The organism is Craurococcus roseus, assembly GCF_039523795.1.
Classification (GTDB): Bacteria; Pseudomonadota; Alphaproteobacteria; order Acetobacterales; family Acetobacteraceae; genus Craurococcus; species Craurococcus roseus.
On sequence record NZ_BAAAFZ010000045.1, the window covers coordinates 42,585 to 54,429 of the forward strand.

At 72.3% G+C, this 11,845-nt stretch carries 9 protein-coding genes and 2 pseudogenes; 5 read left to right on the forward strand and 6 right to left on the reverse strand.

What is annotated here, in order from left to right; genetic code table 11:
* Positions 1–65: 65 nt before the first annotated feature.
* From ABD067_RS14525 to ABD067_RS14540, 4 genes are all read right to left on the reverse strand, one after another.
* Complete coding sequence (locus ABD067_RS14525) at positions 66–692, reverse strand: sugar transferase (protein WP_343896034.1); 627 nt, start codon at positions 690–692, stop codon at positions 66–68.
* 621 nt (positions 693–1,313) lie between these two features.
* Positions 1,314–1,604, reverse strand: a complete 291-nt coding sequence (locus ABD067_RS14530) for a hypothetical protein (RefSeq protein ID WP_343896035.1) — start codon at positions 1,602–1,604, stop codon at positions 1,314–1,316.
* A 131-nt stretch (positions 1,605–1,735) separates the two neighbouring features.
* Positions 1,736–2,839, reverse strand: a complete 1,104-nt coding sequence (locus tag ABD067_RS14535) for an NAD(P)/FAD-dependent oxidoreductase (protein ID WP_343896036.1) — start codon at positions 2,837–2,839, stop codon at positions 1,736–1,738.
* Between the two features lie 45 nt (positions 2,840–2,884).
* The gene (locus ABD067_RS14540; RefSeq protein ID WP_343896037.1) at positions 2,885–3,691 is read right to left on the reverse strand and encodes an enoyl-CoA hydratase/isomerase family protein; all 807 of its coding nucleotides are present in this window, start codon (positions 3,689–3,691) and stop codon (positions 2,885–2,887) included.
* A gap of 119 nt (positions 3,692–3,810) precedes the next feature.
* On the opposite strand from ABD067_RS14540, the gene ABD067_RS14545 reads away from it, so the two are divergent.
* The 4 genes and pseudogenes from ABD067_RS14545 (at position 3,811) to ABD067_RS26445 (ending at position 7,066) form a co-directional block, all read left to right on the forward strand.
* A complete protein-coding gene (locus tag ABD067_RS14545; RefSeq protein ID WP_343896038.1) occupies positions 3,811–4,773 on the forward strand; it encodes a hydroxymethylglutaryl-CoA lyase in 963 nt (320 codons plus the stop codon).
* Complete coding sequence (locus ABD067_RS14550) at positions 4,770–6,077, forward strand: CaiB/BaiF CoA transferase family protein (protein ID WP_343896039.1); 1,308 nt, start codon at positions 4,770–4,772, stop codon at positions 6,075–6,077. The genes ABD067_RS14545 and ABD067_RS14550 overlap by 4 nt, the downstream gene beginning before the upstream one ends.
* Positions 6,070–6,711: pseudogene (locus ABD067_RS26440) on the forward strand (Bug family tripartite tricarboxylate transporter substrate binding protein); the annotation flags it as partial. The gene ABD067_RS14550 and the pseudogene ABD067_RS26440, both read left to right, overlap by 8 nt.
* Before the next feature lie 76 nt (positions 6,712–6,787).
* Entirely contained in the window at positions 6,788–7,066 is a 279-nt protein-coding gene (locus ABD067_RS26445; RefSeq protein ID WP_408871559.1) for a tripartite tricarboxylate transporter substrate-binding protein, read from the forward strand.
* 69 nt (positions 7,067–7,135) lie between these two features.
* Here ABD067_RS26445 and ABD067_RS14560 read toward each other — a convergent pair whose 3' ends face one another.
* Positions 7,136–9,037, reverse strand: a complete 1,902-nt coding sequence (locus ABD067_RS14560) for an ABC transporter ATP-binding protein/permease (RefSeq protein WP_343896041.1) — start codon at positions 9,035–9,037, stop codon at positions 7,136–7,138.
* Positions 9,038–9,231: 194 nt separating this feature from the next.
* Between ABD067_RS14560 and ABD067_RS14565 the strand changes: the two genes are divergently transcribed.
* Positions 9,232–10,233 carry an NADP-dependent oxidoreductase gene (locus ABD067_RS14565; protein ID WP_343896042.1) on the forward strand — a complete coding sequence of 334 codons (1,002 nt, stop codon included), beginning with the start codon at positions 9,232–9,234 and terminating at the stop codon, positions 10,231–10,233.
* 248 nt (positions 10,234–10,481) lie between these two features.
* Here the strand turns inward: ABD067_RS14565 and ABD067_RS14570 are convergent.
* Positions 10,482–11,790, reverse strand: a pseudogene (locus ABD067_RS14570) (IS1182 family transposase).
* Positions 11,791–11,845 lie beyond the last annotated feature (55 nt).

Below are 11,845 nucleotides of genomic sequence, written 5' to 3' on the forward strand. Positions count from 1 at the left end.
CTCGTGGTCCTTCACGTTCTGAGCCGGGAGGAGGGCGCCGCCGGGCTTCGTGGACCGGGCGCCATTCAAAAGGCGCCGCGGCGCGCCAGCACGGCGGACGGGGTCTTCAGCAAGATCCGGAGGTCTTCGCGCAAGCTGGGATTGGCCAGGTAACGCAGGTCCAGCGCCACCCGCGCGGCGTAGCTCGTCTCGCACCGCCCGCTCACCTGCCACAGCCCGGTGATGCCCGGGCGGGCGGAAGCGTACTCCGCCGCGGCGGCGGGGCCGTAGTGCTCGGCGAGTTCCGCCGCCTGCACCGGCCGCGGCCCGACGAGGCTCATCTCGCCGCGCAGCACGTTGAGAAGCTGCGGCAACTCGTCGAGACTGCTGGCGCGCAGGAAGCGCCCGAAGGCCGTGACGCGCGGGTCGCGTTTCAGCTTGCGGGTGGCGTCCCATTCCGCCCGCGCTTCCGGGCTCGCGGCGAGCAGCGCCTCCAGGCGCTCGGCCGAGTCCGTCACCATGGAGCGGAACTTGAGGCAGCCGAAGCGGCGGCCGCCGCGGCCGATCCGCTCGTGCGCGAAGAGCGCCGGGCCGCCGTCCGCCCTGACCAGGGCCGCGATGAAGAGCAACACCGGCAGCAGCGCCGCCAGCAAGGCGAGGGCGCCGGCGATGTCGAGCAGGCGCTTCAGCGCCGGGCGCAGCGCCGCGGGCAAACGCTGGCGTGTTCCCGCGGATGGCCGCCCCGACCGGGCCGGCACGGCGACGACGCGGGGCGTCGCCATGGGCGCCACGTGCCCGGCCGCTTGGGGGCTCAAGGCACTGGAAGCTTCCACGCCGAGCATGGCCAACCTCTGATCTCCTGTCTCGCCGCGCGTCGTCAGGGCGCGGCGTTCGTTCCCCGAGCGAGTCTCGGTCAGGAGGCATGTTCCTCCCGGGGCGGCGCCGGATTGCGACTCGGTTGCGGCCTTATTGTGGCGTGCAAAACGGACGCAGGGGCGGCGGCGACTCCCGACGGCGGCGCGGCGCGTAATTAGGCGGTGACGGTGGAGGACCTGCCCCGGAAAACCGGTCGCCGGTCCGCGGCGCCGCCGGCTTCGTGGCGGGGCTGGAGCCGAATCGGAGGAGGCGCGCCAGTGGGCGGCAGGGCAGTCTCGCCTTGCCGAGGACGCGCCGACCGGGCGTGGCGCACGTTCTCCCGAGGCTTGGCCACGCCTAGGCTGACCGTCGTGTCCGGTCAGCGGTCCTTTTTAGCTCGTCGCTCTTGCGGGCATCTTCCGGGCATCTTCGCTCGCTCGGCTCCGCGCTGGCGTGGCCCGCCCCAGCGACGCGGCCCGTCAACCTTGCTCGATCACCCGGATGTGGATGCGGCCCGGTCCCGTCAGCCGTGGCCTCGGGACGAGAGCGGCGATGTGCCCGCGCAAGCGGTCGTTGTCGCCGGTCAGCAACCCGGAAAGGGCCTCGCTCTCGGCCGGCGGTAGGGCGCCGAGCCGGCGCCCGTTCGCTGACCAAGCTTCCAGCTTCCCGCCCCTGCGGCCTTGCCGCAGCACCACAGGGTCTCCCACGCACAGCGCGCCTTCCCCGGGGTGGGACTCCGTCGCGTCCGTCAGGTATGTGAGCACACCCATCTCGCCCGACATCCCGAACCCTCTTCTTGCATTAGATGAGATGCCTGAAGAGGCCGGTCCGATCCATCACAGGCACATGACCCTTTCGCAACCTGAGCGGGCGCAGGACCTGATTGAAATCGCAACGATCATCAAGCCCGCGCTATATGACTTACCATTCGCCCCAATGCAAGCGATGCGGTCAATCCGGGCGACTCAATCCCGAAGAGGTTGATAAGCCCAGGGACGCCATGCTGGCTTCGGCCTTGAACCACGAAATCCTGGGCTGGCGCGCCTTGGGGGACCGTCTTGGGCCGGATGCCGGAGTAGCCCGGGGCGAGCGCGCCGTCCGGTAGCCCGGGCCAGTAGCGGCGGATGGCGGCGTAGAAGCCCTCACCTCGGCGCGGGTCCACGTCGTAGTTGATGCCGTCCACCCATTCCACATCCGGCCCGAACCGCGCTTGCCCGCCTAGGTCGATCGTCAGGTGCGTGCCGAGGCCGCCCGGCACCGGCACGGGGTAGATCAGCCGAGAGAAAGGGTTGCGCCCAGTGAGGGTGAAGTAGTTGCCCTTGGCGTACCAAGCGCCGGGCACGGCCTTCTCAGGCATGCCTCGCAAGGTGCGGGCGAGGCGAGGCGCATGCAGCCCGGCCGAGTTGATCAAGGTGCGGCAGCGCAACGCCATTGGTTCGGTGCCGCCGACCTCAATCTCGATGCCGTCGGCACCGACGCGCCCGGCCGTCACCGGAGCGTGGAAGGCGAACACCGCTCCGGCGTTCTCCGCGTCGCCCTGGAGGGAGAGCATGTAGGCGTGGCTGTCGATGATGCCGGTGGAGGGCGAGAGGAGGGCGGCGGTGCAGGACAGCGCCGGTTCCATCTCCAGCGCCTCCCCCCGCGACAGGAGGCGCAGGTCGGGCACGCCGTTGGCGGCGGCGCGGCCCTTGATGGCCTCCAGCTTGCCCGCTTCCTCCTCGCTGGTCGCCACGATCAGCTTGCCGCAGTTGGCGTGCGGCACGCCGCGCTCCCGGCAGTACTCGTAGAGCATGCGCTTGCCCTCGACGCAGGCGCGCGCCATCAGGCTGCCGGCCGGGTAGTAGATGCCGGCGTGGATCACCTCGGAGTTGCGGGAGGAGGTTTCCGTGCCGATGCCCTCGGCCGCCTCCAGCACCAGCACCTCGCGCCCGTCGAGCGCCAAGGCGCGCGCCGCCGCCAAGCCGACGACGCCGGCCCCCACCACCACGCAATCGAACTCGTCCATCGTTCCCCTGCCGCCGGTCGCCGGAGGCGCCCGGGGCGCCGCTCGTCAGCGCCCCTGGAACACCGGCTTCCGCTTTTCCCGGAAGGCGCGCAGGCCTTCCTTCAGATCCTCGCTCTCCCCGCACGCGGCCTGCCGGGCTTCGAGCATCACCCGGTCCAGTTCCCCGCGCGCGATTTCGTCCAGCGCCCGCTTCATGCCCTGCACGGCGAGCGGCGCCATCTCGGCGATCCGTTCGGCGAGGGCGTCCACCCGCGCGTCCAACTCCTCCGGCGGCGCCAACTCCGTCAGGTAGCCGATCCTGAGCATCTCGGCCGCGTCGACGCGCTCCGCCGTCAGGAACAGCCGCTTGGCGGCATTGAGCCCGAGCCGGGACACGTAGCGGCGCATCCCGGCTTCGTAATAATGCACGCCCAGCCGCCCGGCCGGCATGAACATTTCAATGCCAGTATGACCGATGCGGAAGTCGCAGGCCAGCGCCAAATCGGTGGAGCCGCCGTACACGCCACCGTTCAGCCGGCAAATCGTCGGCACCCGGCAAGCTTCCAGGCGGACCGTCAGCGCCTCGAAGCTGGGCACGCCGGCGTCGCTGCCGCCGCCCTCCGTTTGGTCCGCTAGGTCGCCGAGGTGGTAGCCGGCGCTGAAGGCGCGGCCGGTGCCGGTCAGCACCAGCACCCGCACGGGTTGGGTCGAGTCCACCGTGTCCAGCAGGCGCAACAGGACCGGGATGTCATCCGGCTCGATGCGGTTCATGTGCCGGGGCCGGTTGAGCCGGATCGTAGCGCGCGCGCCCTCCACGGCGAGGCTCGGCACGGCGCCTGCGGTCTCGGCCTGCGTCTCGGCTGCGGCGCTCATCGGCACGTCCTTCCCATCGCCGGGTCTATGTGCGGGGCGGGCGGCGGGCGGGCAAGGGCGCTGGCGCGGCGGCGCCCCCGGGGGCACCATCGGGAGAACGACGGAGGAGGAGGCGCCGCATGGCGGATCTGCCGGAGCGCGTGGAGATCGCCGAGGAAGGCCCTCGCGAAGGGTTCCAGATCGAACCCGGCCCGATCCCGACCGCCGACAAGGTGGCTTTAATCGACGCCCTTTCCGCGACCGGCCTGCGCCACATCCAGGTCTGCTCCTTCGTCAACCCCAAGCTGGTGCCGGGCTGGGCGGACGCGGAAGCGGTGGCGGCGGGCTTCTCGCCGCGCGGAGGCGTCCGCTACGCGGCGCTCTGGTTCAACGAGAACGGCCTCAAGCGGGCGTTGGCCTTCCGAGACCGGCTGTCGATCACAGGCTCGGTGTCGCTCTCCGCCTCCGACGCCTTCTCGGTGAAAAACCTGAACCGCGACCACGCCGCCAACCTCGACGCCATGCGCAGGATGACGGCGGTGCACAAGGCGGCAGGCGTGCCGGTGACGCGGGTGGGCGTCATGGCGGCCTTCGGCTGCAACTACCAGGGCGACATCCTGCCGGAGCAGGTCGTGCGGACGGTGGCCGACGGCCTCGCCGTGGCGCAGGAAGCGGGCGAGACGATCGCCGACGTCTCCCTCGCCGATACCATGGGCTGGGCGACGCCCACCCGCATCGAGCGCGGCGTCGGCGCCGTGCGCGAGCGCTGGCCGCACCTCCGCATCGGCCTGCACCTGCACGACACGCGCGGCCTCGCCGTGGCCAACGCGCACGCGGGGCTGCGCCTCGGCGTGGACCGCTTCGACTCAACGGTGGGCGGATTGGGCGGCTGCCCCTTCGCCGGGCAGAAGGGCGCGGCGGGCAACATCTGCACGGAGGAGCTGGTGCTGCTCTGCGAGGAGATGGGCGTCCGCACCGGCGTGGACCTCGACGCGTTGATCGAGGTGGGGCGCATGGCCGAGCGCATCGTCGGCCACGCCCTGCCGAGCGAGCTGTTGCGCGCCGGCAGCCTCGACGCCTTCCGCCGGAAGCAAGCGGCGTGAGCGATCCGGCGGATGACAGCGGCAACGTCGTGCAGCTCGGTGCGGTCCGGACCGTGGCGAACGACCGGGCGGGAGAGGAGCCGGGCGCCGAGCCTCGGCCGCTCGCCGGGCTCAAGGTGCTGGAGTTCAGCCACACCATCATGGGCCCCTGCGCCGGGATGGTGCTGGCCGACCTCGGCGCCGAGGTGGTGAAGGTGGAGCCCGCGCCGGATGGCGACCACACCCGCCGCCTGCCAGGCTTCGCTTCCGGCTTCTTCGCCTGCTTCAACCGCAACAAGCGCAGCCTCGCCCTGGACCTCAAGCGGCCGGAAGGGCAAGCGGTGGCGCACCGGCTGGCGCAGCGGGCGGACGTGGTGCTGGAGAACTACGGGCCGGGCACCATGGAGCGCCTCGATTGCGGCTGGGAGAGGCTTTGCGCCGCCAATCCGCGCCTCGTCTACCTGGCATTGAAGGGCTTCCTCGCCGGTCCGTACGAGCACCGGCCGGCGCTGGACGAGGTGGTGCAGTTCCAGGCCGGGCTCGCCTACATGACCGGGCCACCGGGGCGGCCGCTGCGCGCCGGCGCTTCGATCATCGACATCCTGGGCGCCGTCTTCGGCGTGGCCGCGGCGCTGGCGGCGCTGCGGGAGCGCGACGCGACGGGCAAGGGCCAGCGCGTGTCCAGCGCCCTGTTCGAAAGCGCGGCGTTCCTGATGGGCAGCCACATGGCCGGCCTCGCCGCCACCGGCGAACCGCCGCCGCCCATGCCGGCGCGGCGCGGCGCCTGGGGCGTCTACGACGTGTTCGCCACCGCCGGGGACGGCCAGATCTTCATCGGCGTCACCAGCGACCCGCAGTGGCACCGCTTCTGCGACGCCTTCGGCCTCGCGGCGATGGCGGAGGACCCGCGCCTCGCCACCAACGCGCTGCGCGCCGCCGCGCGCGAATGGCTGATACCGGCGCTCGGCGAGGTCACGTCGGCGCTGCCGCAGGACGAGGTGGCGCGCCGCTGCGAGGCGGCCGGCATCTCCTGGGCGCCGGTCGGCCGGCCCGCCGACCTCTTCGCCGACCCGCACTTGCTGGCCGGGGGCGGGCTTTTGCAAACCGCCATCGCCGCGATGGGCGGGGGCGAGGCGGTGGGGCTGCCGAACCTGCCGCTGGAATTCGGCGCCGACCGCGCCCGCGCGACCCTGTCGCGCCAGCCGCCGCGCCTCGGCGAGCATTCGGCCGAGGTGCTGGCGGAGGCGGGCTTCAACGGCGGCGAGATCGCGGCGCTGGCCGCGTCCGGCGTCGTGTCTTCTACGGAGGCTGGGCAGCATGGGTGACGCGCTTCGGCGGCCGGGGCGCCGCCGCTTCCTGTTCGGCGGCACGGCGCTAGGCATCGCGGGCGCGGCGAGGGCGCAAACGGGTGGCGGCGGCTTCGCGCCGAGCCGCCCCGTGACGCTGGTGGTGAACTCGCCTGCCGGCGGCAGCACCGACTTCTCGGCGCGTCTGGTGGCCGAGCCCTTGTCCGCCCGCCTCGGCGTGCCGGTGGTGGTGGAGAACCGGCCCGGTGGCGCCGGTGTGGTGGGCGTGCAGCACGCGGCCCGGGCCCGGCCGGACGGCCACACGCTGCTGGTCGGCTACTCCGGCACCATCACCGGCTGGCCGCCGGTGCGCGGCACCGCCGACATCGATCCGCAGCGCGATTTCGTGCCCATCGCCCTGCTGACGGAGGCGCCGCAGGTGATGATGGTGCACCCCTCGGTGCCGGTGAACACGCTCCCGGAATTCATCGCCTACGCAAAGGCGCGTCCGGGGCAGCTCGCCTACGGATCTTCCGGCAACGGGTCCCTGCAGCACCTCGGCACGGAACTGCTGAAGCATCGCACGGGCATCGACCTGCTGCACGTCTCCTATCGCGGCACCGGCGAGACGATGGCGGATTTCCTGTCCGGGCGGTTGCAGTTCTACATGACCACGCCGCCGCCCGTGCTGACCTCCATCCGCGACGGCAAGCTGCGCGCCATCGCCATGGCCTCGCCGGCACCCGTCCTTGCCGGACGTGCCGACCACGGCGGAGGCGGGGCTGGCGGACTACTCGGCCGAGGCCTGGTTCGGCCTGTTCGCGCAGGCCGCCACGCCGCCCGAGATCATCGCCCGCTACGCCCGCGAGGTGGAAGCCGTCCTGGCCGAGCCCGCGGTGGCGAACCGCGCCCTGGAAGCCGGCGCCTTCGCACGCTTCGAGGACCCCACGACGCTCAAGGCGCGGGTGGACCGGGAACTGGCGGGCTGGACGGCGCTGGTGAAGGCGGTGGGGATCAAGCCGGACTGACCGGGAAGCCCACCGGCGGCCCACGGCCAAGCGTGGGCATCCCCGTGACCCGCTCATCCAGGGGCGCTTTCAGCCGGGCCGACGCGACAAGGCTTGGCGCAAACCGGCCAGAAAGCCCCGTTCCGCCGGCTCTCGGCCGGTCTTTCCGCCCGGCGATACGTCGCCCGCCCCCCCGCCATCGGTGTCACCCAGCACGGCGCCTTCGGGCGACGGTTCGAGCACCAGGACGCGGTCGTGGTGCCGGTCGAGGCCGGGGCGGTGGCCGATGGACACGACCGCGCTCTCCGGCAGCTCCTCGCGCAGCATCTCCATCATCGCGTCCTGGTTCTCTTCGTCGAGCGCGGCGGTCGCTTCGTCCAGGAAGATCCAGCGCGGGCGGTGCAGCAGCGCGCGCGCGAAGGCCAAGCGTTGCTGTTCGCCGAGCGACAGGGTGCGATCCCAGCGCTCCTCCTCGTCCAAACGCCCCGGCAGATCGTCCAAACCGCACCGCCGCAGCGCCGCCGCCATGGCCTCTCCGTCGAAGGCCTCGGCCGGGGCGGGGTAGGCGAGGACGGCGCGCAGCGTGCCGAGCGGCAGGTAGGGCCGTTGGGGCAGGAACATCGAGGCGCCGCGCTCGGGCACGCGGATGCGTCCCGCACCCCACGGCCAAGCCCCGGCCAGGGCTCGGAACAGCGTGGACTTGCCGGTGCCGCTCTCGCCCTGGATGAGCACCCGCTCGCCGGGGCGGATCACGGCGTCCGCCTGCCGCACCAGGGGCTTGCGGTCGGCCGTTGCGACGGCGACGCCTTGGAACGCCACCACCTCCTCGCCGTCCGGACCGGGTCCTTCTTCGATCTCCAGCGCGCATTCCCGGTCGATGCAGCCCGCGGCTTCGATGCCGTCCTCCAGTTCGACCACACGGTCCACATGGCTGGTCCAGTCGGCCAGCCGCGGGTAGTTGTCCATGAACCAGTTCAAGGCCCGCGTGACCTCGCCGAAGGCCGAGCCCACCTGCATGAGCACGCCGAGGGTGATGGCGCCGGCGAAGTAGCGCGGCGACGCCACCAGGATCGGGAAGACCATCGTCACCATCCCGTAGGCCGAGGACAGCCCCGCCAAATTCCGCTCGGCCCGGTTCAGCTCGTGCATGACGGCCGTGACGCGGCCGAAGGCGCGCTTCAGGCCGCGCTCCTCGTCGGCCTCGCCGCGGATCATGGCGATGCCCTCGCTGTTCTCCCGCAGGCGGACGAGGGCAAAGCGATGGTCGCCCTCGGCCTCGTTGCGGCGGGCGTTGATGCCCGGCATCCGCCGGCCGACGAGCCAGGTCGCGCCCGCCGCGGCCGCAGCGTAGAGCAACGCGGCGAAGACCATGTAGCCGGGGATCTCCACCTCCCGGCCCGCCACCGCCAGGGTCAGCGGGCCGGAGAGCGTCCAGAGGATGCCGACGAAGGACACCAGCAGCAGCACGGAGTGGAGAAGCCCCACGGCCATGTCCACCGCGATGGACGTCGCCCACCGGGCGTTCTCGCCGATGCGCTGGTCCGGGTTGTCGGCGGAGCCTTCGATGAACTGCATCCGGTAGTGGGCGGAGCCCGCGAGCATGCGGCGTTGCAGGTGCCGCACCAGCCAGTCGCGCCACCACACCTGGAGGGTTTGGCGCGCCCAGGTCTGCGACACCGCGGCGGCGGTGCCGGCCAGCGCCAAGACGGCGAAGACGCCCATCTGCGCCAGGAAGCGGTCGTGGTCGCGCTTGTCGAGGGCGTCGAAGAAGTCGCGGTTCCAGATGTTGAGGCGCACCTGCACCGCGATCTGGAGCAGGGTGAGGCCGACCACGGCGGCCGTTATCGCCCAAGCCGAGCGCCGCTCCTCGGACCCGTAGTAGGCGGCGGCGAGGCGCCAAACCTTGCGCAGGAACCCGGAGCGCTTCGGCGCAGCGGCCGGGGTGGGCTCTCGGCCGATGGGCGAGCCATGGGAAACGCTGTCCGCCGCCACCCCACGTACCCCGAGAAGCTACAACTATTGTATTCTATCACACAACATATGAAACTACTTAAGATTGTGGGCACGCCGGCGCTGGATCGTCCGGCGATGGCGCCTAGCGAGGGCCGAAGCGCCGCGCCGGGGGTCGCCAGCCGCCCCGGCCCTCGCCATGCTGCTTCCCACGGGAAACGAACGGGAGCGACGCCGTGGCCGAGACCAACCTGCAAGTCCTCCTGCGCCGCCGCCCGCAGGGCGAGCCGACGCCGGACGATTTCGAGATCCGCGAAGCGCCGGCGCCGGAGCCGGCGGAGGGCGAGGTGCTGGTGCGCGCCCGCTTCCTGTCCTTGGACCCGTACATGCGCGGCCGCATGTCCGACGCGAAATCCTACGCCAAGCCGGTGGAGATCGGCGCGGTGATGGAGGGGCAGACGGCGGGCGAGGTGGTCGCGTCCCGCGCACCGGGCTTCGCGCCGGGCGACACGGTGCTAGGCGGCTTCGGCTGGCAGCGCTTCTCCGCGGTGCCGGCGGCGCGGCTGTTCAAGGTCGATCCGGACGAGGCGCCGCTCTCCGCCTCGCTCGGCGTGCTCGGGATGCCGGGGCTGACGGCTTGGGTCGGGCTGGAAGACATCGGCCAGCCCAAGGCCGGCGAGACGGTGGTGGTCTCGGCCGCCTCCGGCGCGGTGGGGCAGGTGGTCGGGCAGATCGCGAAGATACGCGGCTGCCGCGCGGTGGGCGTCGCCGGCGGCAAGGCCAAGTGCGACTTCGTCACCGGCGAACTGGGCTTCGACGCCTGCGTGGACCACCGGGGCGACCTCAAGGCGCAACTCGAAGCCGCCTGCCCGGACGGCATCGACGTGTACTGGGAGAACGTCGGGGGCGCGGTGCAGGCCGCGGTGTTCCCGCGCCTCAACGACTTCGGCCGCATGGTGATGTGCGGCATGATCGCCGAATACAACGACGCCAGCCCGAGACCGGGGCCGAACCTCATGGCTTGCGTGCGCAAGCGGTTGCGCATCCAGGGCTTCATCGTCAGCGACAGCGGCTGGCAGCGCTACGGGCGGTTCCGCGCGGAGATGCTCGGCTGGATGCGCGACGGGCGGATGAGGTGGCGCGAAGACGTGGTGGACGGCCTGCGCGCCGCGCCGCAGGCCTTCATCGGCCTGCTCAAGGGCGCCAACTTCGGCAAGCTGGTGGTGCGGGTGGATTGAGGGCGAGGCCTGGCCGGCCCGCTCGAAGCGCAGACCTGGCAGCGCCCTGCGTTTGGCAAGCGCCCGCCCGGCGCCTCGTGAGCTTGGTCCATCGGCACGCCCCGGGCCACCGGGCGTACCACGCCTTCAGCGCCAAGGCATCGCTCCATGCGCAGGTCCGGGACGGCCCCGCCTAGGAGCCCGTCCTGGTAACGCCGTTTGGTGTCGGCGACGGGTGCGTCGGCAGCACGGCGCGGGCTGCGGCGAGTTCAGGCCGCGGCGGCCCTGGCGAGCTTGAGGAGGTTGTGGGCGGTGCAGAGCAGCGCCCACTCCCCCCGTACCTTGTCGAGGCCGCGCAGCAGGAACGGCCGGAAGCCCCTGGCGTGCTTCATCTGGCCGAACACCGGCTCGACGGTCTGCTTGCGCAGCCGGTAGCGGCTCCGTCGTCCGGCGCGGCGCAGCCTCGCCGCCATGGCCATGGCGAGCGGCTTCGCCTCGCCGTGCCGGGCCCGCCCGGACGGTATGTAGGCCGCGATGCGGCGTTCCTGCGCCGCCGCGAGGTTGGCTTCCGTGCAGAACCCGGCATCCGCCGAGACCTCGCGCGGGCGGCGCCCGCAGCGGTCGCGCACCTGGTCGATGAGCGGCACGAGGCGCGGGTGGTCGGCCGGTCCGGAGACGAGGCGCTGGGCGACGATGACTTGGCTCTCGGCGTCCACCGCAGCCTGCGCGTTGTAGCCCTGCATGAAGCCGTCCCGCGTCGGCTGGATGCGGCTGTGGGGGTCGGTGAAGTTGCGCTGCGCCCGGTTCGGCGGGCCGCCGCCCTTGGCACGCAGTGGCCGCCCTTGCCGCCGCATGCCCGACGATGGGCCCGGGCCATCCTCGCCGTCCGGCGCAGGCGGCGCGGCCGCCTCGGCCTCCAGCGCCGCCTTCGCCGCCCGGATGCGCGCGAGCCGACGCGCCTTGTCGGCCACCCAGTCCGGCATCTCGTCGCCGCGCCGGTCGGGGCCGTGGCGGGCATCCTCCTCGGCGTCGGCCGCTTCGGCCTCGCCCAGCCATCTCGACACCTCCGCGGCCAACGCAGCCTCGGCCTGCGCCATGCGGCCGTAGCTCATCGCCTTGTGGCGCGAGGCGTTGGCCTTCAGCTTCGTCCCGCCGATGGCGACATGGCCGAGCCGGACGAGGCCCGCCGCGCGGCAAAGCCGCAGCACCTGGCCGAACAGGTCGGCGAGCGCCGGGAGGTGGCGACGCCGGAAGGCCGCCACGGTGCGGAAGTCCGGCCGCTGCAGCCCGGTCACCGCCATGAAGTCGACCCGCTCCTCGCACGCCCTGGCGATCTGCCGCGAGGAGTAGACGCCGCGGCAACAGGCGTAGAGCAGCAGCGCCACCATCATCCCCGGGCGGTAGGGCGGGTAGCCGCGCTCCTCGTCGAACGCGGCGAGGATGGCGGAGAGGTCGAGCGCCTCGCGCACGGTGTCGCGGACGAAGTGCGCGAGGTGCCCGGGCGGCACCAACTCGTGCGCCGAGGGTGGCAGCAGCCAGCTCTGATCCACGTCGCCAAGGGCGAAAGGTCTTCGGCATCCCTGGAGGGAATCACGCCTGCCGCGCGGATGCGAGCGGCTACCGGGACGGGCTC

Coding starts and splice junctions, on each gene's coding strand:
- ABD067_RS14530 (WP_343896035.1), bottom strand. CDS start 1,604: ATGGGTGTGCTCACATACCTGACGGACGCGACGGAGTCCCACCCCGGG.
- ABD067_RS14535 (WP_343896036.1), bottom strand. CDS start 2,839: ATGGACGAGTTCGATTGCGTGGTGGTGGGGGCCGGCGTCGTCGGCTTG.
- ABD067_RS14540 (WP_343896037.1), bottom strand. CDS start 3,691: ATGAGCGCCGCAGCCGAGACGCAGGCCGAGACCGCAGGCGCCGTGCCG.
- ABD067_RS14545 (WP_343896038.1), top strand. CDS start 3,811: ATGGCGGATCTGCCGGAGCGCGTGGAGATCGCCGAGGAAGGCCCTCGC.